The sequence below is a fragment of the Halobacillus litoralis genome (assembly GCF_009856445.1).
GTDB classification, from domain to species: Bacteria; Bacillota; Bacilli; order Bacillales; family Halobacillaceae; genus Halobacillus; species Halobacillus litoralis.
Genome location: NZ_WMFA01000002.1, coordinates 151569 through 174319 on the forward strand (window position 1 = coordinate 151569; position 22751 = coordinate 174319).

Below are 22751 nucleotides of genomic sequence, written 5' to 3' on the forward strand. Positions count from 1 at the left end.
GGTAAGGAAAAATATGGAAGGATGAGGTGGGAGTATGGGTAAGGATCAGTACGATAAGGTGGAGTCGGATATTATGACGCATGGTCACAATCCTTATGAGATTGTGAAGGGTCTACTGAAGGAATCGGTGGAGACGTTGGGGCTTCATGAAAACATCTATCATTTGTTGAAAAAACCGATGCGGGTGTTTGAAGTTTCCATTCCGGTTAGGATGGACGATGGACGGATTGAAAATTTCACCGGGTACCGGTCACAGCATATGGATATTCTCGGACCGACCAAGGGTGGGATTCGTTTCCATCCAGATGTAAATTTAGATGAAGTGAAGGCTCTCTCTATCTGGATGTCATTGAAATCAGCGATTATCGACCTTCCTTTAGGAGGAGGGAAAGGTGGGGTTATTGTTGATCCTGATCAGTTATCAGAAAATGAATTGGAAAGCCTGAGTCGAAACTACATCAAGAAAATCACTCCAATCATCGGACCTCAGAAAGATATCCCGGCCCCGGACGTGAATACAAATCCGAAAGTCATGGGATGGATGATTGACGAGTTCGATCAGCTTCGAGGATACAACATTCCGGGTATGCTGACTGGGAAACCTGTTGTTTTAGGTGGATCGCTTGGCCGTCTTCAAGCAACGGGGCGCGGGGTCGTATTTACGATACGGGAAGCATGTAAAGTTCTGGGAATTGAAATGACAGAAGCCACCGCGGCCATTCAAGGGTTTGGGAACGTAGGTAGCATGACGGCAAAATTCTTGCATGAACTGGGTGTGAAAATTGTAGCGGTCACCGATGCTAAAGGGGGCGTCTATAAAGAAGGTGGTCTCGATATTCCGGATTTGCTTGCTTTCACGAACAATGGAGAAAACTATGCTTCCTCTTATGAAAAAGCAGAACCGATCACGAATGAAAAGATGTTCAGCCTTCCTGTTGATATTCTCATCCCTGCAGCCATTGAAAATCAGGTGACAGAAGAAACGGCACCGACCATTCAGGCGAAAATTCTCGCCGAAGCAGCCAATGGTCCCACAACCCCGGCTGGCGATAAAATCCTTGAAGAAAAAGGGATCTTCGTCATTCCTGATATTCTTTGCAATGCTGGCGGCGTGACGGTTTCCTATTTCGAATGGGTCCAGAATAATATGAATTACTACTGGAAAGTAGATGAAATCAATAAGCAATTAGAAGAGAAAATGTTGACAGGCTTTGAAAAGGTCATACAGATGAAAGAAGAAAAAGGGTGCCGGATGCGTGATGCTGCATATATGGTAGGCATCAGCCATCTCGTCAAAGCGATGGATGCTCGTGGCTGGATTGGAGAAAAAGATCGTACTTCATAAAAAAAGCTGCTGTCCGGATTGTCGGACAGCAGCTTTTTTACCCATTCAGCCTTATTCCATAAAACTTCAGTTCAGTCATATCCTCAAGCGCGTATTGGACACCTTCCCGGCCGATACCGCTCTTTTTCACACCACCATACGGATGGTTGTCCTGACGGTAGGTGGACATTTCATTGATCCAGACTCCACCCATTTCCAGTTGATCGGCTACACGAAAGGCCCGATCAATATCCCTGGTGAAAATGCCGGCCTGCAGTCCATAAATGGAGTCGTTGGACTGGTGGACGACTTGGTTTTCTGATGAAAATGGAATGACAGAAACGATGGGAGCGAAAACTTCTTCTGCGATAATCTTCATGTCGCTTTTGACGTTTGTCATAATGGTTGGTTTCAATAACGTACCATCCCGTTCACCACCTGTTTCCACTTTCGCGCCATTGTCTACCGCATCATCGATCCACATTTTCGCTCGTTGTGCTTCATCTTCATTAATCATTGGTCCAAAGTCCGTATCCTCGTTCATTGGGTCACCGATCTTCAGCGCTTCTGTTTTCTCAATAAACGCACTCAAAAAACGTTCGTAGATATTCTGGTGCACATAAATTCGCTGAGCCGATATACAAACCTGTCCTGAAAAAGCAAAAGCCCCTTTGACTAGACTAGAAACTGCATAATCCAGGTCAGCATCTTCAAAGAGTATATTCGGACTGTTGGAGCCAAGTTCTAGCGTTACCTTTTTAAATCCGGCATTCTCACGGATCGTTCGTCCGACAGGTAGGCTTCCGGTAAACGTAACCTTATGGATTTTATCATGCTTGACAAGAGGGTCCCCGATTTCTTTTCCTGTTCCGAGCAGGAAGTTCAGCGCGCCTTTGGGAAGTCCGGCTTCATGAAGAAGCTGAACAAGTTTATAGGCCGAGACCGGCGTTTTCTCTGCTGGTTTCAATACAATTGTGTTGCCCGCTGCAATGGCAGGAGCCACTTTATGCAAGGTTAAGTTTAAAGGGAAATTGAACGGTGTGATGGCTGCGACCACACCGAGCGGGACACGTTTCGTGAACCCGATCCGGTTTTCGCCGCCAATCGCTGCATCCATCGGAATCACTTTCCCTTCGATGTGCTTCGCTTCTTCTGCAGCAAAGCGGAGGACCTGAACCGAACGCTGCACTTCCCCCTGGCTGAATTGTAGTGGTTTGCCAGCCTCTTTCGTGATGGTTTCGGCAAAATCATCTTTACGCTCTTCTAAAAGTTCCGATGCTCTTAAAAGAATATCTGCCCGGTCATGGGCAGGCATTTTTTTCATCGTCTGATGGAAAGTGTCGTAGCTAATATCAATCGCTTTGTTCAAGTCGTCTTCGTTAGCTAAAGCGAGTTCTGCCACGATTTCCTCGTTGTAAGGATTTTTAACAATCATGATTTCCCGAGAGTCTTCCTGATATTCTTCACCATTGATAATGGAACCGATTTTCATGTGTTCACCTCATTCACATGTTATATTTTTTAATTTCTCTGTGAGCTTCATGTTTTCACTGTAGTCCACCGGGCAGTCAATCAACACAGGTTTGTTCATGGAAACGGCCTTTTCCAGCGCATGACGCAGGTCTGCCGTTTGATCTACTCTCAACGCTTCCATGCCGAAAGATTGTGCCAGTTTGATAAAATCCGGGTTTCCGAATTCAATGTTGGAAGGTCTCTCGAACTTTTTCAGCTGATGCCATTCAATCAAACCATAGCCATCGTCTCTCCATAGGAGAATGATGATCGGGAGGTTCAGTCTTACGGCTGTCTCGAGTTCTGCACCTGTCATTAGAAAGGAACCGTCCCCGCAAACTGCGACAACGTTACGGTCAGGAGAGGCCATTTTGGCTGCAATCGCACCCGGCACCGCTACCCCCATCGAAGCCAGTCCATTCGAGATGAGGCAGGTATTCGGCTCTGAGGTATGATACATGCGGGCCATCCACATTTTGTGAGCCCCTACATCTGAAATTACGATATCTTCATCACCCATGATGCTCCTCAAGTCCGCAATGATTTTCTGTGGTTTAAGCGGAAAGGCTTCGTCCTCTTTATATTGTTCATACTCATCGAGGATATTTTTGCGAATGGATTTCGCCCACTCAAGGTTTCTTTCTTTTGCCGGAACTGCTTCAACTAATTGTCTCAGGTTTTCTTTGATATTACCTACGACGTTTAAGGCTACAGGGTAATAGGCATCGATTTCAGCTTCTTCTGTATCGATATGCAAAATTGGTGTTTTACCGGTCGGATTCCAGTTTTGAGGTGGCGTTTCGGCCATGTCAAAACCGATGGGAATGATCAGGTCAGATGCCTGAAATCCACATGTAATATGGTCCTTTCCGCTTAAACCTGCTGTAAGAAGGCTGAGTTCATGCTTCCAGGATAGAGCTCCTTTCCCCATAAACGAGTGAACGACGGGGATGTTTGCTTTCTCTGCTAACGCTTGAAGTTCACCTGTTGCCTTTTCCCTGGTAATTCCATTCCCGGCTAAAATCAGAGGCTTTTCTGCCTTGGAAAGCAGGCTGACGGCTTCTTTAATAACCTTTTCATCGGCTTGCGGAAGGGAATGGCCGGTGATGGGAAGTGGTTCTCCCGTCACTTCCATGCTTGCCACATCTTCAGGTAGATCAATATGTGTCGCTCCTGGTTTTTCCTGTATCGCCAGCTGATACGCTTTTCTCACGACTTCAGGGACGATTTCACCTGTTTTAATCTGTGCATTCCATTTGGTTACAGGTGCGTAGATGTCGACAAGATCGTAGTATTGATGGGAGATTTTGTGTTGACGATTCAACCCCGCCTGACCAGTAATTGCAATCAATGGACAATGATCCATATTTGCGTTCGCCACACCAGTCAAAAGGTTCGTTGCCCCAGGGCCAAGCGTGGCCAGGCAAACGCCGGGCTTACCTGTCAACCTGCCGTAGGTGCCCGCCATAAAAGCTGCGCTCGTTTCGTGACGTGTTGTAATGAATTCGATAGAAGAGTCCAGAAGGGCATCCATAACATCGATGTTTTCTTCTCCTGGCACACCAAAGATATATTCGACCCCTTCGTTTTCCAAGCATTTGATCAAAAGTTGTGCAACGTTCATGTTTTTTCCTCCTTGTCGCTCTTATTTTGCGTAAGGACGAGTCAACTTATGAGAAAAAAGAATCCTGATTTGACAAGGGATGAATTGGTTATTTTAGATTTGTCATGTCTCCTTTGACAAAGCTGCATTTAGATTGTCTTGAGAACAGGGGTGTAACCGCTTTATCATAAAAGTACAGAAAAAGAGAACAAACGAGACGAGGAGGAACTCTCATGAGTGAGAAAAAACAAACAGGTGCAAGAGCACGTGTTCAGCGGTTCGGAAGCTTTTTGAGCGGAATGATCATGCCGAACATCGGAGCATTTATTGCCTGGGGTATAATCACGGCTTTATTTATTCCAGATGGATACCTTCCTAATGAAGATTTAGCAGAAATGGTCGGTCCGATGATCACTTACTTGCTGCCATTATTGATCGGTTTTACAGGTGGACGATTGGTTCACGGACTTCGCGGTGGTGTCGTCGGTGCGACTGCTACGATGGGGGTCATCGTAGGTGCGGACATTCCGATGTTCCTTGGTGCGATGTTGATTGGTCCACTTGGTGGTCTTGCGATCAAATGGGTGGATAAACTTTTTGAAGGTAAAATCAAGTCCGGATTTGAAATGCTTATAAACAACTTCTCTGCTGGAATTGTTGGAGCAATTCTTGCGATGATCGGCTATTATGTAATCGGGCCGATTATGTCAGGACTGACGAACATCTTAGGTTCTGCCGTTGAAGCATTAGTCAATGCGGGTTTACTGCCGCTTGTTAACATTTTCATAGAACCAGCGAAAATTTTATTCTTAAACAATGCGATTAACCACGGAATTCTAAGTCCTATTGCTGTGGATCAGACACAGGAATTAGGAAAATCAATTCTATTCTTACTTGAAACAAACCCGGGTCCTGGATTAGGAATTCTTCTGGCCTTCAGTATCTTTGGAAAAGGGATTTCCCGCCAGACTGCTCCAGGGGCTGCCATCATTCACTTCTTTGGTGGTATTCATGAAATTTATTTCCCATATATCTTGTCGAAGCCGGCCTTGATTTTAGCGGCTATTGCCGGTGGTGTAACTGGAACAACAACATTCGTAGCTTTCGGTGTCGGTTTGACGGCGACTCCATCCCCAGGAAGTATTGTCGCGCTTATGCCATTGACCGCCAGAGGCGATCACCTTGGTGTAATTGCAGGTGTTCTGCTTGCGACACTGGCATCATTCATCGTCGCTTCCTTGATTCTTAAATTCAGTAAGAACGATGAGGAAGAAGATTTGAACGAAGCTACAGCGAAGATGGAACAGATGAAAGGAAAGAAAAGCTCTGTTTCCGGTCAGTTGAATTCTCAACAGGAAGAACAAAAAGAAGAGGCAACGGCAGGGGTTTCGGATAGAAAAACAGAGGTCGTTCCATCTGTAGACCGCAGCAATGTTGATAAAATCATTTTTGCTTGTGATGCGGGAATGGGATCCAGTGCCATGGGTGCATCTCTCTTGAAAAACAAATTCAAGAAAGCCGGCATTCAAATTGATGTCACGAACATGGCAATCAATGATCTGCCAAGTGATGTGGATATCGTAATCACCCACAAGGATTTGACGGAACGTGCCGTACAAAGGGTACCAAATGCTCACCACATCTCTGTTGATAATTTCCTGAACAGTCCGAAGTATGATGAACTCGTGAACGAACTTAAGTCTGAATAAAATGACAAAGGCCTGATCGCATGATCAGGCCTTTAGGTTCTGTTTCAAGGTTTGAACTTTTAAAATAGTCCTGAAATCGCTAATAAGAGTTCAAAGGGTATTTTCAAATGTCGAAGTCACCGATAAATGTCAATAACCCGCTGATAAACGTAGGAAAGTCACCGATAACTAACCAACAGTCACTGATAAATGCATGAAACCCACCGATAAATGTTCAATAACCATGGATACATGCCACGGACGTTGATTACCTAAATAGTGCCATTTTTAATAGGTTTTTAAATTTTGTCACATCGGTTGTGACGAAGATGACTTTTCTAATCATTGAAAACCCTTACGACGCAACCTATGATGGAGATATAGAAACAATAGTTATTAAATCTTGTCCTTGAAGGAGGTGGATCGGAGATGTATGTAACAGGTCGTGAAAGAAAAATTATAGATCGCCTGCTGGACCAGGAAAATCAAGTGACTTTGAAACAATTAGCCGAAGAGCTGGATATCAGCACAAGAACAGTTCATCGGGATCTAAAGGGGATTGAGGACCTTCTTGCCGAAAGAGACATGTCGCTCAGGAAAGAGTCCGGGGGCGTTCTTTTGGTAAAAGGTTCTGTAGATAAGAAGAATGCACTGAGGCTGGAGTTAAGCAAGCAGGCTTCCGTGGATTATACGCCTGAGGAACGTCATGTCTTGATTTTGTCGAAGCTCTTGGAAACCCGGGAACCTGTCAAGCTTGTAGCAATAGCAAATGATCTCGGTGTCACGGTAGCCACCGTCAGTCACGACCTCGATAAAATTGAAGATTACCTCAAGGACTTTCAGCTGAAGCTTGTACGAAAAAGAGGGTATGGCGTCGAAGTAATCGGGGAAGAGTCAGGCATACGAGAAGCCATCAGTCAGTTGATTATGACTCATATGAACGAGCTGGATTTTTTCTCCATGGTCAGACAGAACATCCAGGGAGGGAATCAAGCGGTTGAAGATTCTTTATCTGCGCAGATGCTGGATATCGTAAATAAAGAAACCCTGGCTCTGATTGAATACCATGTCGATGAGTTGCGCAATGATTTATCGTATCCTCTGGCTGATAGCGCTTATATTGCATTAGTTGTCCACCTTGCTTTAGCGATTGAACGCATGCAGCAGGGGGAAAAGATTCACATTGATGATACGCAGTTGGAAAAGCTTCGCTCTACCAAGGAATATTCTTTTGCAGAAGGTTTGATTGCTCAACTGGCTGGAGAGTTTCAACTTTCCATACCAGAAGCTGAGACAGGATATATTACGATGCATTTGATGGGGGCGAAGGCGAGATACAACCGTGATTCTTTGCTTGAAGAATCAAGTATGAGCATTGCTTTTAAGGCGAAACAGCTGATTGCTAAGGTCTCACGGCGTGTAGGGATGGATTTCAACAAATATGATCGATTAATGAATGACCTGGTTGTTCATCTGAAACCTAGCGTTTACCGATTGCAGCATAACATGGAAATTGAAAATTCATTTACTGATCAAATGGAGGAAGATTACCCGGTCTTGTTTGAGGAAGTCCAAAAATCGATACAGGAAGTCTTTCCAGAATTGCATTTTCCGCGTGAAGAAACCGCTTTTGTCGTCATGCATTTTGCATCTGCACTTTTAAACATGGAAGGCGTGGCTGGAATCCATGTACTCGTGGTTTGTTCAAGTGGAATTGGAACGGCGAAAATACTGGCCGCTAAGCTTCAAAAGAAGTTTAACGAAATTGAACAGATTGAACATCACTCTTTATTTGATCTGAAGGGAATGGATATTTCTCAATATGACTTAATCGTTTCGACCATTCCTCTTGCTGACGTAGAGTCGTATGTCCAGGTAAGTCCTGTTTTACCTCAGAAGGACATTCACAAAATCGAGCATGCGATCAGAAGAGTGCGTGTGACGAAACAATTGAAAAAACCGGTGGAGACTCAGCCGAACGAAAATAAAGAGTCGCTACAGGTCATTAAAGATAAAGTAAGGGCTTATGAACGCTATGCCAGTAACATTGGAAAAGTTCTTGACCACCTTCTTGTAACAAATATAGGAGCTGCCCATGTGGAAAGTGCACTTGATGAGGCGGTTCACCTTTTGAAAGAAAATGGAACCGTTATAGAAGTAAATCCTATCGTCAACCATTTATTGGAAAGGGAAAAAGCGGGTGGATTGGGTATCCCGGACACAAGACTTGCGTTGTATCACGCACGTAGCTCTTCCATTGAACAACCTTCCTTTTCTGTTCATATTTTGAGGGAACCACTGAAAGTTCTGGGGATGGACGGAGAAGAGATGCCCATTAAAACAATGCTGCTTATGATCGCTCCTGAAGCTCCGAGTCAGGAAGGGTTGGAAACGCTTAGCTTCATAAGTTCTCTGATTATAGAAGATGCAGAGTGTACCACGATTTTAGAATCCGAAAATGAGGAGAACATCCTCCATTATATAGCTAATAAACTTTACACATTTTTAAAATCTAAAGAATAAGGGAGTTTTTATAATGTCTACAAACATTTTGAAAAAAGAGAACATCGAGTTGAACAAGAGCTTGTCAACGAAAGAAGAAGCCATCCGCTATGTAGGCGGCATTCTGAATGAACAAGGCTATGTAGATAAGGCTTACATCGAAGAAATGCTGAAACGGGAGGAAATCACTTCCACTTTCATGGGGAACTTCGTAGCGATTCCACACGGTACAGAAGATGCGAAGAAATCCGTCAATGAGACAGGAATTTCTGTCGTCACGGTACCAGAAGGCGTCGATTTCGGAGACGGAAACATCGTAAAGCTGCTGATTGGTATTGCAGGAAAAGGAAATGAACATTTGGAAATCCTTTCTCAAATCGCTATTGTATGTTCAGAGGAAGAAAATGTTGAAAAGCTCATTCAAGCAGAAACGAAGGAAGAAGTTCTTCAGACGTTCAGCGAGGTGGAGTAAGATGAAAGCTGTTCACTTCGGAGCAGGGAATATAGGACGAGGGTTCATCGGTGCGCTTCTTGATCAGTCTGGTTACGAGACCGTTTTTGTTGATGTGAATGAAACGCTGATTCATTTATTGAATGAACGTAATCAGTATCAAGTGAAACTGGCCGGAGACGATTCTGAGATTGAGGTTAGGAATGTCAGTGGTTTGAATAGTATAAAACAGCCACAAGAGGTTGTGAAAGCTATCACTCAAGCTGATTTTGTCACGACCGCGGTTGGACCTAACATTCTTCCGGTCATTTCAAGGCTGCTGGCAGAAGGGTTAGAAAAGCGCATGGAGGATCAAGCGGGCCCCTTGAACGTCATTGCTTGCGAAAACATGATCGGGGGGTCTGAAGTACTGAAGCAGCATGTCATGGAAAACATGGATGAATCCTTCCATAATCAATTGGAAGATTCAATCGGATTTCCGAATGCAGCCGTTGACAGGATCGTTCCGGATCAGCACAATGAAGATCCTTTGACAGTTAAAGTGGAACCGTATTATGAATGGGTGGTTGAAACTCCCACAATAAAAGGCACACAGCCTAAAGTGGAAGGGATCACCTATGTGGAGGACCTGACACCATACATTGAGCGGAAATTGTTCACGGTCAATACAGGTCATGCAGCAGCAGCCTATCTTGGAAGCTATTATGGTCATTCGACGATTAAAGACGCGATGGATGATCAAAGGGTTAAGGAAAAGGTTGAAGGCGCATTGAGTGAAACAGGTGCCGTACTTATCGAGAAGTATGGATTCGGCAAGGACCAGCATGGAGGCTATATAGAACAAATCATCAAACGTTTCTTGAATCCGGATTTGTCAGACGAAGTAACACGTGTTGGTCGTGGTCCGATTCGTAAGCTGGGGCCTAAAGACCGTCTTGTACAGCCGGCTTTAGAATATTTAGAGCGGCTGAAAAAGGATCCGAACCATTTAGTAGAAGTTATTGCTGCAGCATTGAGCTACAGAAATGAAGCAGATCCTGAAGCTAAAGAGCTGCAGGATAAAGTCCAGGAGAATGGACCTGGATATGCTTTTCAGGATATTTCTGAACTAAGCCAAGATCATCGTTTAGTCCAATTGGTAGATGGAAAGTACAAAGAGATGAACGAATAAAACAAACTCCCTACAGATAACTCTGTGGGGAGTTTTTTTCTTACATATTTTGGTGTACCAGGTCTTACATATTATCCCAATTAATACACAGGTTCTCTGCAAAGAAAATAAAGCCCTGAGCTGTTGGCTCGGGCTTTATTTGATCCGGTCGTCCCGTTCTTCATCGGGGATGAGGGGACAGGTAGGGCAACATTTGGATTTGTCAGCGTCATGAAGCATATATTTCATGCAGCAGTGCCGTCGGACATAAGTTTCTTTTCCATTCGCCGCCTGATAGAATCGGAATTTGAAATGAAGAGGGTTCCTGTGGTTTTCCTCGAACAGTTCATGGGTAGTGAACCAGCGGAACACCGTTTCTGTCCATTCGTCTTCCTGGTCTTTCATAATCGCATATTTTCGTTGATGAAGGTTGTGAGAGACAATGGAACGCATATGTGTCGTTTTGCATTTGGACACTTGAGCAACGGTTTGGAACAATGGCTGCAGGTGCTGAGTAATGAAAGTGTGTACATATTCTTTTATTTTGTCTTCCGACAAGTCCGCGATTTTGTGAACAGCCGAATCGTCGATCATGTAATTCATTACGTTTTTTTCTCTCATTTCAATGCTGATATTTTCCGGGCTTGCATCAATCACTATTCCATGGTTGATCATCGTTTCAAACAACCCCATGGTGAGGACGGAATACATTTTTCCAAACAAAAGGCCAGTGATGGCCAGGTTAGGGGCATCCAGCCGACCTTTTTGTATATCAAGCAACTCTTTCATCATTTTTTTATTTTTTATGAGCTCATCGACTTTGTAATGAGAACGGTCCTTGTACTCAGAACCAACAAAGATGCGATGATCGTTCTGAATTTGTTCAAATACTCGTTTCATATCGATGTCTCCCGTTAGTAAGCTTTATTTTTGCTGATAACTGTTTTCAATTATAAAATAAAACCAATCTTACAACAACTTCAATAGCATAATGGACATGGACTTAGGAGTAAGCTAAGGTTATGAACGCGAGTAAGTCCGATTATGATTCACTGTTTTAGGGAATAGGAGGATTTACAATACTACATCATTCCTCCACGGAGGTGAACTTCATGGAAGTCATGAAACTTCTACAAAGAAAATTACCTGGTTACGAAATAACCTTTTTAGAAAAATTGAAAGAAGCGGATACCCTTACTTTACATCAGTTGATTCAAGCGGTTTTTCGGGAGCGTGTCGTGCCTCACGAGTGGAAGAACCATGGAAATACTTTAGTTCTTTCCGTTAACGATGGAGAACTTCACGTACCTGTTTCCAATCTTTACATATTTCAACACATTGATATTGATGGAGACCTCCAGTTTGTGAATCGAGAGGGAAATCAAGCCTTGGTCGATAAGTCCGAAACTTGCTTAGAACTGCTTTTCCCGGGAAATGATCGATCTGATTTTTATAGAGAAATTCTCAACAGTGTGACGAACCTGGCGCTGGCTTTTACAGTTGCGGAGCATAGAAGAAAACAAATCGAAAACCTGGCAGAAGATGCACTTTCTTATGCAGCTTCTCAAAAGAGCCCGCTGACTTTTTTCGAGCAGTGGGTCATCCAGGGGCATACCATTCACCCATGCAGCCGAACAAGAATGGGCCTGACACCTGAGGATGTCACCCGGTATGCTCCGGAATGGGAAGGCAAACCGAACGTGCTGCCCCTGCTCGTTCATAAAGACCGTTATCACATGACATCAAAAAATGGTGAGAGCACAAAGTCCATCCTTTTGGAGGAATACCCACCGTTGAAAAAAGCTTTTCAAAACGTTTGTGAAACTCATGATTTAGTGGCTGATGATTATGAAATTATTCCGATTCACCCATGGCAGTGGGAACATACCATCACAACCTATTATAAGGAAGATATAGAAGGAAAATTACTTCTTCTGCTTAATGAAGTCACGCTTCCGACATCCGCGCTGATTTCATTCCGGTCGCTTGCACCTCTCAATGATCGCGCTAAGCATCACATTAAGACAGCGGTCAATGTCCAGATGACAAGCGCGGTCCGGACTGTTTCAGCGGCATCAACAAAGAATGGACCGACACTATCCCGACTCTTGCAAACCATCTTCGATCGTGATGAGGGGTTGTCACGTTCTCTCTCTGTCATGGGGGAGGATGTCGGTATTCACTATAAGCCCGCCCGGGAAGAAGACAGGGATTTCCTTCAAAAAAATGCGGCGGCAATTTTGCGAGAAAACCCGGAGAAAGGTATGGGGCGGGATGAAGTAGCGCTGCCAGCCGCATCTTTACTGGCGCCTTCTCCATTTTCAGGCAAGCTGATTGTTGAAGAAGCGGCGGGTGCCTATTCTTCCCCTGATGCGTTCATCTATGATTATGCGAAGACAGTACTGCCGGGTGTGCTTCAGTTAATTACAAAATATGGCATCAGCATGGAGGCCCACCTGCAGAACTGTGTCGTCATTTTTGAAAAAGGAACACCCAAAAAGGCGGTACTTCGTGATTACGGAGGCATCCGTATCATGAACGAACGCTTAGAGCAGTACTTTGATCAACAACCGATCGATCCAAGCACGAATTTACTGACAAAAGATCGGTCTGAGTTATTGGATGTTTTCTCGCATGCGCTTTTCCATAATCATTTAGGAGAGATCATCGTCGCACTTGCCAGACGAACTTCTGTAAAGGAAGAAAAAATGTGGAGGAAAGTCGAGCAGGTCATCCACGAAACTTATGAACAAATGAAAGAGGATGAACAAATTCATGCGGAAGCTCTGCTTGATAAAGAGGAAATTCTTACGAAACCGACGAAAATGAAGGCCTTGGTGAAAATGCGTTTGTCAGACCAATATACTGACAATCTATATGTGGAAATCCCTCATCCTTTTGCCAGGCGAAAAGAGGTGACACAGAGTGATTCTGCCCTTAACTGAGCGTATGAAAGACCTTGGCCTGCATAAAGAAGAGGACAAGGTTTATCAATTCTTAAAGAGTGCGCATCCTGCTCATGCCGAGCGTTTCTGGGGGTGCCGGGACGAAGCAAGAAAAAGCCTCCTGTTAAAGCTCGCGAATTCCATTATTCGTGAGAACATTGATGAGGTTTATTCGGATGCTGTTATGTCGGATGAGAAAGGTTCCTCTTTGTCTAGAAAAATGAATGAAGGTGGAGATGCTAAGCGGGATAAAGAGCAACCCCATTTGATGGTGGAAAAACAGGGGAATAAAATCTTGTTCCCTGTTTTGAATCGATCGGCATTCCGCTTTGTCGAAGTGGATGTGCCTTTGCTTATGGAGGCCAAGCGGGTTCGTCCTGTATCTTCTGCTACAGAGCTTTTGTTTCTATTGTTTAACAAAAAAGATTACTCCAATCTTGAAACCTTTGTCGAGGAGTTAAATAATGGCACCGCAAATCTTGCGCTGGCCCTCACTTTTTATGAGGAATGGAAACAGACGGTCCGAAGGGAAGCGGTGAGCCTTGATGTGGGAACGTCCATTGAATACGTGTTGGAAAAAGGGGAAGAAGCCCATCTGTTTTTCGAGCAGCTCGTTGTTGAAGGGCACCATCTTCATCCTGGGGCTAAGACGAAACTTGGGTTGACTTATGAAGATACTTTTCGTTATTCCCCGGAGTTTCATCAGACGTTTCCTATCCGTATGGCTGCCGTGAAAAAACCATTGGTGTTGAGTACAGGTACATCGTTCGAAGCCAGTTTTCCTGAAGCATCTGAAGAAGGGAAAAAGGAGCTAAAGGATCGTGGATACGTGGAGGATTTATACACGATTTTACCTGTTCATCCCTGGCAGTTCGAACATGCCATCCCTGATATTTATCAAAAGGAAATTAAAGAAGGAGAAGTGGTCCTGTTATCTTCAAAGCCGATGAATGCAGAGGCGACTTCATCGTTCCGGACGGTGGCTCCCAGAAAGAATGAAGCACCAGTATTGAAGCTTGCGGTAAACAGCCAGATGACATCTACCGTCCGTTCGATCTCGACTCAGACAGCGATGAATTCCACTGTATTTTCAAAAATGATTCAGGAAATCAAAGATAGGGAACCTCTCTTGGGTTCTTTTGTCCCCTTAAATGAATGGGGCGGGGCGGCTTTCCGATCTGAGGAGCAGTTGAAAAGCCGTAATTTGACGACGTTAATCCGTGAATCTCTTCATCCACACCTGGAAGATGGGGAAGTAGCGGTTGCAGGGATGAGCTTGTATGCGCAATCTCCAGTTAGTGGCCTGACGATTCTTCATGAGCTTGTCAAGGAATTTCAGAAGAAGCATCACCTTAGTCGGAACGAAGCGTCCAAGGAGTTTTTCTGTCATTATATTCAAAAGGTCCTCCCCGGCTATATGACAATGATGGTGAAGTATGGCGTTGCGTTGGAAGGGCATCTGCAGAACAGTGTTCCTGTGTTCAGGAATGGTCGTTTAACCCGCTTTTTTTTCCGGGACTGGGGAGGAACGAGAGTTTATCCGGAACGTCTTCGGAAACAAGGGATTCGTCCGAAGTTTGCCGCTGATTCAGTGAGTGTGACGAACGATCGTTCTTCGATGCATAATAAGTTGTATTACACCGTATTTCAAAACCATTTGGGAGAAATCATCCGTCAGCTCGTTCGATATTCAGGATTAGCGGAAGAAACCTTTTGGTTAGAAGTGAAAAGAGTGGTAAAGGAAGAGTTGGATCGGCTGTCCCGAGTGAAGGATCTGGCCACCCAAGTGGCCGAAGATCGAACCTTTTTATTCCAGCCGACGGTCATGCATAAGTCATTGACTCAAATGAGGTTGAGCAATAGTAAAGGGGATGCTTACACGGAAGTGCCGAATCCTTTAGCTTAAAAGGAAATGTGAGGATGCAGTGATGAGAATTGAACAATATATAGAAAATAAAAAGCGTAAACAAGACGGCCCCGTATGTGCCTATGTTTATGATTTAGGTCAGTTACGGAAGCATGTGGAAACATTGAAAAACAGTCTTCCGGGTTTTTGCCGGCTTTTTTATGCAGTAAAAGCGAATCCGGATCCGCGTATTCTCGGAACTCTCGCTACGATGGTCGACGGATTTGAAGTCGCTTCAGGAGGCGAGCTGCAGAAGGTGCCCCATCAAAAACCTATGCTCTTCGGCGCTCCCGCAAAAAAACAGGAGGAGATAGAGGAAGCGATTGATGCAGGAGTGGAAGCCATTAACGTTGAAAGTTTCCATGATTTGAACCGTATCGAATGGTTATCCAACCAAAAAGGTGTCATCACTCCGATACTGATTCGTGTCAATTTGAGTCGTGATGTTCCGGAAAGTCATCATATGATGTCCGGCGTCCCGACTCAATTTGGTGTGGATGAACGTGAGGTGCCGCTGATCATTCAAAAAGCGCTGGAGATGAATCATGTGAGTATTGACGGGTTCCATTTCCATGCCATGTCCAACAATCTGAAAGCTCAGGCCCATGTGCAATTTGTTTCTATGTGCTTGGAAAAAGCGAAGAGTTGGAGGACACGTTTTGGATTGAGCATCCGTACGGTCGATATTGGTGGAGGCATCGGCATCAATTATTGGAACCCGGAAGAACCTTTTGATTGGGACACGTTCGCCACAGGACTTCATAAATTGGAACCCCGAATGGACGGGCTTGCTTTGGTGCTGGAACTTGGGAGATTCATGACGTCTGCGGCTGGTTCGTACGTAACCGAAGTCATCGATGTAAAAGCGAACCATGATCAGCATTTTGCCCTCATTCGTGGGGGATCGCATCATCTCCGGCTGCCTGCTGCCTGGAAAATGAATCACCCCTTCCGCATTCATCCGGTTGAAGAATGGGAGGCTCCTTATGAAAGACCGGGGGTGAAAGAGGCAGAAGTGACGATTGCCGGAGAGCTATGTACGCCTAATGATGTTCTAGTGAGAAGGGAACATGTGGAGGAACTAAGAGCAGGAGATGTTGTGATTTTTGATTATGCTGGTGCGTATGCGTGGACGATTTCGCATCATGAATTTTTAAGTCATCCCACACCGGAATTTATCTATTTGGATGAAAAGAAATAGCCGTCACATTTCGTGGCGGTTTTTTGATTTTCAAAAAAAGAATGGGAGAGCGCTTGCCGCAATCGGCTCTATGGAATGCTTATGGAAAGTTAATTCTATCAGGAAATGGTAAGATATAAATAGAATCTAGTCGAAGGGAGGGGGAGAAGGATGAATAAGAAGAGTCATAGAAACACAGGACGCTCGTGGGGAGCCTTTCTTCTCCCTCTCTTTCTGCTCGGACTCGTATTTTTCACAATGAAAAGTCAGCTTGGAGATGGAATCATGAGCAGCTGGACGACGGAAGAGGCAAAGGAACCGGATCTGCCACAGCAGGTGCTGCAGTATGAAGATGAAATGGCAACATATGCGGAACAGGAAGGCATCAGGGAATACAAGGATATCCTGTTGGCTTTGATGACGCAGGAGTCTGGTGGACGGGGGGACGACCCGATGCAGGCATCTGAATCTCATTGTGGGGAAGTAGGCTGTATTGAAGATCCTGAAACGTCCATCGAGCAGGGAGTGGCCTATTTCGCAAAAACATTGGAACGCGCTGACGGAGATGTGAAACTTGCTCTGCAGTCGTACAATTTTGGTGCAGGGTTCATTGATTTTGTAAAAAAGAATGGTGGCGAATATACGCAGGAACTGGTCATTGAATTTTCATCTAAGAAATATGAGGAATTAAAACATACAGGCAAATACAGCTGCATCCGAGAGGAAGCGGAACAATACGACGCCTGTTATGGAGATATTTATTACGTAGATGCTGTGCTTGACCACTATGAAGAAGATGGCGACCTGCTTGCGACCTCTTCCTGATTCCGTAAAAAAACGCCTTGAACCTTTGATAGGTTCGAGGCGCTTTTTTATTCGATATGATTCAGTTCTTCATTCAATTTCCTGGATTCGGACCTGAAATATAGATAGAATCCAATCCAGATTAAGAGATAGATGATCAAGAACGCAAGGATGGAGATCATAGCTGTGGTCATTTGAAATGAAATCCATCCGATGCCGAAGCTGATGATGAAATAAAGCAGAGAGACCGTGATGAAATGTAAGAGCGTTTGCTGCCACAGTTTGAGCGTTGTGATTTCAAAATATAAAGGCGTGACGGAGAAGAACCAGCCGCAGAACATGCTCCCGAGCGAGTTTCGAATGAACCCTTCTGCAGCGAGTGTTTCCACATCCCCGAACCAAATGACAGCATAAGTCATCATAATCGCAAGAAATGCCCCGAAGAAGATGCCGATCATGCTTCTAAATAAAAACGTTCTCATTTTTCTTTCCTCCTGTTCATTTTTAAGATGTTTTTGATTTCTTTTACATAATGCCTGGATGCAAATTCTTTGTTGCCTGACTGAAAATGAACGACCAGTGTTCCGTGAAAGGAAGGCTCAAAATGACTGATTTTATATAGGTTGGCAATGGTTGATTTCGATAGGCGGATAAACTGGTCGGATGGTAGAGATTCGTGCAGCTCATAAAGCTTTTCTCTTATTCTGTACTTTCCTTTTGTGTGAGAGGCGTAGACGGTTTCTTTTTCTGTGTAGAAATACTCAACGTCCCGCGGTTTAAGAAGGTGCTGCCGGTCTTCTTTATAACCAATTACTAAATCATGTTTTTCTTCCTCCAAAACATCGAGTATTTTTCTAACGGATGGATCCACTTTTTTACACTCTACGGTCACTTTTGTTTCTTCGTACGTGTCATTGATATCTACGATTAATTTCATTAACCCTTTAACCTCCCGTCTGTCTTTCTATTGATAGTATAGATGTGCATGTGATTTCTGTCATGAAAAGAAAGGTATGTGGCAGAAGGGGGAAGGTGAGTGGTGTGATCGGCGGAGTCACCTGTGATGGAAAATTGTACAAGTATAGATGAATTCCGTAGAATGGTCTTAAGATGAGTTTAAGTATAAAAGGGAGTTTTGCGCCGTGAAAAAAGTAATTCTAGCTGGAGGAACTGGTTTTATAGGAGAGTATTTTCAAAAAAGATTCGAGGATCTCGGCTATGAAGTCCATGTCATCTCGAGAGGCAATGGGAACATTCAATGGCAGGATCAAAAAGGGATTGTAGAGGCACTTGAAGGGGCAGACCTGCTTATAAACCTTGCCGGAAAATCCGTCAATTGCCGATATAACACAAATAATAAAAATGAAATTATGATTTCCAGAGTGGTGACGACGAATATCCTTGGGGAAGCTGTCCAGAAATGTTCTGTTCCCCCGGAAGTTTGGCTGAACTCAAGTACGGCCACCATTTATCGGCATGCGGATGACAAACCGATGACGGAGGAAGATGGAGAGATCGGAACCGGCTTTTCGGTGAATGTGGCTACGAATTGGGAAGACAACTTCTTCGCCTTACCCACACCCGGAACGAGAAAAGTAGCCCTTCGAACAGCCATTGTCTTAGGAAAGCATGGAGGAGTGATGACCCCATACGAAAATTTAGTGAAGTTCGGACTTGGCGGGCCCCAAGGTTCCGGAAAGCAAATGTTTAGCTGGATTCATGTGGAAGACCTGCATCGGGTGTGTTTGTTTATAGAAGATAACAAACAGTTAGAGGGTGTATTCAATTGCGCCGCACCAAACCCTGTCTCCAATGAAGAACTCATGCGTCTGCTCCGTGAAAGGTCGAACCGGTCTTTCGGTTTACCAGCACCTAAATGGATGCTCGAGATAGGTTCAGCCCTTATTCGGACAGAATCGGAGCTCGTATTGAAGAGCAGATGGGTGATACCTGCAAGATTAGAGGAATCAGGTTTCACGTTCCAATATCCAACTCTTGAATCTACGTTGGAAGAAATCTTAAGGAAATAAACGATCAAAAGTCCTGGGAGAATATTTTAAATATGTTACAATGGAGTTACATAAAATGGAAGTATAGCTTATGGATATATGTGCCGAAAGAAGGCAGTGGTTGCTCTGTAATGAGCAGCCTTCTTTTTTTTGATTGGCTTCTTTTATGGAAGTGAGTTTAATGGAAAATGTTGCAAGAAATATTTTTTAGGTGTAAAATTACACAAAAGGAGTAGTTGGGAGGGGAAAGAAATGGCCGCCTTATCAAAGGAAGAGAAACAGAGGGTATTCAGAGAGCAATTGAATCATCTGAAGGAAAATGGGTACATAACAGATCAAGAATACAAGAAACTTCTGCAGGCGCAGGGCGCGTATCTCGCAGACTATGAATCGATAGATAGAAAGCAGTCGTTCATTAAACAAGAGGATCAACTAGACTCAGCTCCAGCCCAGAAGAAAAAGTCGAAACCAGCACCGAAACCCAAACCTGTCAAAAAGAAAAAAGAACGCTCACCGGAACAAATCCGCGAACGGAACATCACGTGGACGTTGATCTTAGGTGTTTCCATCCTGCTTATTACAGGTTTGATCGTTGCGACGAGCCAGTGGGATCAGCTGGGAGCGGCTACGAAGGTCGTTTCAATCTCGTGCGTATCGCTGTTTTTTTTCGCTTTAAGCTATGGAACCGGCCGTTTCTTGAAGATCAAACAGACAGCTTTCGCATTTTTAACACTTGGAAGTCTGCTCATTCCCATCGTGATTGTAGCTATCGGTTACTTTGAGCTCTTCGGTACCTATTTATCCTTGAATGGCGAAGGAAGGTACCTGCTCGGTTTAATGGGGACGGCGATTCCGCTCCCTTTATACGTGAGGCATGCGTTTGTCCATCGTTCGCGTCTTTATGTATGGATTTCGCTCTTGTTTCTATCGCTTTCGGTAGGTTTCATGCTTGGAACACTCCCGTTATCATTGGATGCTTTTTATCTTGGATTAATGTTGTATAATGCCGGTTTGCTTGTCGTCTATATTCAGTTGAAAAGTAGGAGTTACCTCCAGTTATTCCTCAAGGAGGTGCCATTTTTCGCCCAATTGAATCTCGTGATCTCAACCTCGTTGATGCTGTTTTTCTATGAAAACGAAGTGTTTTACAGTTTCAACCTGTTATTAACCGCCAGTGTCTATATGGCGATGGTTTTTGTTTATAAAACGAAAGAATATCAGTTTGTCTTTTCTGTGATGCTCGTGTATGCCGTCTACCAGCTTGTCGAGAATACGCCGTTGTATGCCATCAATTCTCTTGTGTATGCGGTTGTCGGCCTGCTTTACCTCGGATTCGCATATGCTTTTAGACACCATACATTCATTGAAAAGGTATTCCGTTTGACGAGCGGGATCGTTTCATTTTTGGCTTTCATCTATATTACTTATGAAAGCATCTTGATCAAGGAGCAGACCAGTTCATGGCTACTGCTACTCGCCTATATTGTCATCATGATCAACTATCTTGTCTTATCGAATGTGACGAATCATGTGATTTTCACGTATTTAGCACCTGTGTTCTTTTTTGTATCTGCGGCTCAGCTGTGGGATTTAAGTCAGACGGGACCTTTGTTCTTTTTCCTATTTACAGCCGCTTCTCTCCTGTTTTTATATGTAGGAATCTGGACGAAAATCAAGTGGCTGCATGCAGTGAAGGATAGCAGTTTTTATACGTCTTTATTCGTCCTGACGGGGTGTTTATACTTCGCCCTTTATGATCTGCAGTACGGGTATAGTGCGGTCATGCTGCTTATTTTCAGTCTGCTTGCTTATTTTGTGAAAAAGAGCTCCCCACATGCCGATATGACTCGTACGGCTGTCTGGGTGCATCCATCTGGATTGGTAGCTGCTTCCGTCATTTTTTATCAAAAGTTACTCGAATGGGTGCCTGCCTACAGTGAAGGCTATTCCATTTCATTCCATATCGCATTAACAGGTATCCTTTTACTTGGCCTTCATTATGTTTGGAAAAAGATTGGGGAAAATGATTTTGCATGGTCGACGTTTTATATCGCTGAGGGAACCTACGTGGCGGCTATGCTGCTCCTGCTAACAGATGACGGTGTGGACCCAAATCTTGTCCGGCCGCTCTTGTTACTCGGAGGCATCGGGATGATGTACCTGCTTGTCCACTATTCAAAAAAAACGTACTATTGGAGTTTAGTATCTGTCGCATCACTCGCCTTTTACACATCATTGATTGCTCCACTGCGTATAGATTCATTTTCCAGCGTCCTGTTGTTTATGGTTTTCGCACCAGTGATCTTGATTGCCGTTGGTGAATGGGGGGGACAGATATCAAAAGGGATGCGCCCGCATTTCTATTTGCTGGGACATATTGTTCAGCCGTTTATTATCCTTCTCATTTTACTGGATCAGTTGGGTCCAGAACATGTTCACCCGGTCCTGTTAATGATTCCTTTAGCGGTGTATGTCTTCAGCGCTTTGAAAGCAGGAAGAGAATCAGGAATTAAAACGATGTTGTACGCTGCACTAACGACTGGATATTTTCTGGTTGTTACCCTTCCGATAGAACTAGGATGGAATGAGATGCCTTATGAGTATGCGTTTTTGGCCAGCAGTGTCTTGTTTGCAATCCTCTGGTTTTTCGTATCTCCCGAGTGGAAAAAACGTATAGAATGGTACATCATTCCCTTTTCCATTTTAGGTCTGTTCGTCGTGATTTCCAACGTTTCTCTGGTGGCGGAGGGAGAATGGCTGATGGTGATTGGCTACACCGTTTTCACCCTCTTTTTCCTGCATCAGAGGTCATGGCCGATCGTCCGCTTTGTTCCATTGCTTTTGACCTTCGGGTTATGGGAAAAACTGCGGGTGTTTTGGACCGATATGGACGTGATTCTTGTCCTGGCTTTAGGTACACTGGTTCTTCTTGCAGCAGGAATGCTTCTGCAAAAAAGACTGTTCGGACCTGCACTCCGTGCTGATGCCTATACGTGGACAGCACTTTTGTATATTGGATATTTAAATTTGTACACTTTGTGGGATGAAAGTGTCTGGATACGGATTCTCCCTGTAGGACTTCTTAGCTTATGGTTCTACCTTGGCGGTAAGAAATGTTCCGAAAAATTCCTTCAGAATGTCTTTTATACAGGTACCATAGTCAGTATCTATGGAGGATACTTGATGATCATTGCCGCCTACAATGAATTCATCCCTGACTTGATCATGGCAGAGGTTCAGACCCTCCCGGTGTTGATGGTCCTTGTGTTTGTCAGAAAAAAACTATGGTCTGCGTCTCGAGAGGTGATGTCCTATGTTCAGTTGGCTGCTTTGCTTTTAATCGCGGGCTATCTTGTGCTTGATGCCATTCAGAGCCACACGATCTGGGATGCCTGGATCATCGGAGGTTTGTCACTCGTTTCAATGATTACAGGTATGCAGCTCCGGATCAAATCGTACTTTCTTGTCGGGATGGGTGTCCTCATTTTTAACATCATTTACCAGACACGCCCGTATTGGGGCAATCTTCCGTGGTGGGTCTATCTATTGATTGCAGGACTCGTTCTGATCGGGATCGCGAGCTATAATGAATGGCAGAAACAACGCTCAGAATCAGAGAAGCCCATGGAACAGAAGTGGAAGAAACTTTGGAAAGCATTTAAGAAATGGCAGTAGTG

General features: G+C 44.3%; 16 protein-coding genes. 11 read left to right on the plus strand and 5 right to left on the minus strand.

What is annotated here, in order from left to right; all coding sequences use genetic code 11:
- The first annotated feature begins 34 nt into the window (after positions 1-34).
- Positions 35-1345, plus strand: coding sequence for a Glu/Leu/Phe/Val family dehydrogenase (locus GLW00_RS05905; protein WP_272482806.1), 1311 nt, complete (start codon positions 35-37; stop codon positions 1343-1345).
- Positions 1346-1382: 37 nt separating this feature from the next.
- Here GLW00_RS05905 and GLW00_RS05910 read toward each other — a convergent pair whose 3' ends face one another.
- Together GLW00_RS05910 and GLW00_RS05915 are read right to left on the minus strand one after the other, a co-directional pair.
- The gene (locus GLW00_RS05910; RefSeq protein ID WP_160912177.1) at positions 1383-2816 is read right to left on the minus strand and encodes an aldehyde dehydrogenase family protein; all 1434 of its coding nucleotides are present in this window, start codon (positions 2814-2816) and stop codon (positions 1383-1385) included.
- Between the two features lie 9 nt (positions 2817-2825).
- The gene (locus tag GLW00_RS05915; protein WP_160912179.1) at positions 2826-4460 is read right to left on the minus strand and encodes an acetolactate synthase large subunit; all 1635 of its coding nucleotides are present in this window, start codon (positions 4458-4460) and stop codon (positions 2826-2828) included.
- 212 nt (positions 4461-4672) lie between these two features.
- Between GLW00_RS05915 and GLW00_RS05920 the strand changes: the two genes are divergently transcribed.
- The 4 genes from GLW00_RS05920 to GLW00_RS05935 all read left to right on the plus strand — a co-directional run bounded on the left by GLW00_RS05920 (position 4673) and on the right by GLW00_RS05935 (position 10251).
- Positions 4673-6148, plus strand: a complete 1476-nt coding sequence (locus tag GLW00_RS05920; RefSeq protein WP_160912181.1) for a PTS mannitol transporter subunit IIBC — start codon at positions 4673-4675, stop codon at positions 6146-6148.
- 408 nt (positions 6149-6556) lie between these two features.
- On the plus strand, positions 6557-8650 hold the full coding sequence (locus GLW00_RS05925; protein WP_160912183.1) for a BglG family transcription antiterminator: 2094 nt from the start codon (positions 6557-6559) through the stop codon (positions 8648-8650).
- A gap of 13 nt (positions 8651-8663) precedes the next feature.
- Positions 8664-9101 (plus strand): PTS mannitol transporter subunit IIA, encoded by a 438-nt coding sequence (locus GLW00_RS05930; protein WP_160912185.1) that lies wholly within the window; start codon positions 8664-8666, stop codon positions 9099-9101.
- A 1-nt stretch (position 9102) separates the two neighbouring features.
- On the plus strand, positions 9103-10251 hold the full coding sequence (locus tag GLW00_RS05935; RefSeq protein WP_160912187.1) for a mannitol-1-phosphate 5-dehydrogenase: 1149 nt from the start codon (positions 9103-9105) through the stop codon (positions 10249-10251).
- A gap of 135 nt (positions 10252-10386) precedes the next feature.
- On the opposite strand, the gene GLW00_RS05940 is transcribed toward GLW00_RS05935, so the two are convergent.
- Positions 10387-11130, minus strand: coding sequence for an IucA/IucC family C-terminal-domain containing protein (locus tag GLW00_RS05940; protein WP_160912189.1), 744 nt, complete (start codon positions 11128-11130; stop codon positions 10387-10389).
- A 212-nt stretch (positions 11131-11342) separates the two neighbouring features.
- On the opposite strand from GLW00_RS05940, the gene GLW00_RS05945 reads away from it, so the two are divergent.
- The 4 genes from GLW00_RS05945 (at position 11343) to GLW00_RS05960 (ending at position 17086) form a co-directional block, all read left to right on the plus strand.
- Positions 11343-13175: an IucA/IucC family protein gene (locus GLW00_RS05945; protein ID WP_160912191.1), complete on the plus strand. Its 1833-nt coding sequence runs from the start codon at positions 11343-11345 to the stop codon at positions 13173-13175.
- Entirely contained in the window at positions 13156-15081 is a 1926-nt protein-coding gene (locus tag GLW00_RS05950) for an IucA/IucC family protein (RefSeq protein WP_335808447.1), read from the plus strand. Before GLW00_RS05945 ends, GLW00_RS05950 begins: the two co-directional genes overlap by 20 nt.
- A 22-nt stretch (positions 15082-15103) precedes the next feature.
- A complete protein-coding gene (locus GLW00_RS05955; RefSeq protein WP_160912193.1) occupies positions 15104-16282 on the plus strand; it encodes a type III PLP-dependent enzyme in 1179 nt (392 codons plus the stop codon).
- 150 nt (positions 16283-16432) lie between these two features.
- On the plus strand, positions 16433-17086 hold the full coding sequence (locus GLW00_RS05960) for a lysozyme family protein (protein WP_160912195.1): 654 nt from the start codon (positions 16433-16435) through the stop codon (positions 17084-17086).
- A 47-nt stretch (positions 17087-17133) separates the two neighbouring features.
- Here the strand turns inward: GLW00_RS05960 and GLW00_RS05965 are convergent, their stop codons facing one another.
- The gene (locus GLW00_RS05965) at positions 17134-17547 is read right to left on the minus strand and encodes a DUF3021 domain-containing protein (protein WP_160912197.1); all 414 of its coding nucleotides are present in this window, start codon (positions 17545-17547) and stop codon (positions 17134-17136) included.
- Positions 17544-18002, minus strand: a complete 459-nt coding sequence (locus GLW00_RS05970) for a LytTR family DNA-binding domain-containing protein (RefSeq protein WP_160912199.1) — start codon at positions 18000-18002, stop codon at positions 17544-17546. The genes GLW00_RS05965 and GLW00_RS05970 overlap by 4 nt, the downstream gene beginning before the upstream one ends.
- A 205-nt stretch (positions 18003-18207) precedes the next feature.
- Between GLW00_RS05970 and GLW00_RS05975 the strand changes: the two genes are divergently transcribed.
- Both GLW00_RS05975 and GLW00_RS05980 read left to right on the plus strand, forming a co-directional pair.
- Positions 18208-19095, plus strand: coding sequence for a TIGR01777 family oxidoreductase (locus tag GLW00_RS05975; protein ID WP_160912201.1), 888 nt, complete (start codon positions 18208-18210; stop codon positions 19093-19095).
- Positions 19096-19326: 231 nt separating this feature from the next.
- Complete coding sequence (locus GLW00_RS05980) at positions 19327-22749, plus strand: hypothetical protein (protein ID WP_160912203.1); 3423 nt, start codon at positions 19327-19329, stop codon at positions 22747-22749.
- Positions 22750-22751 lie beyond the last annotated feature (2 nt).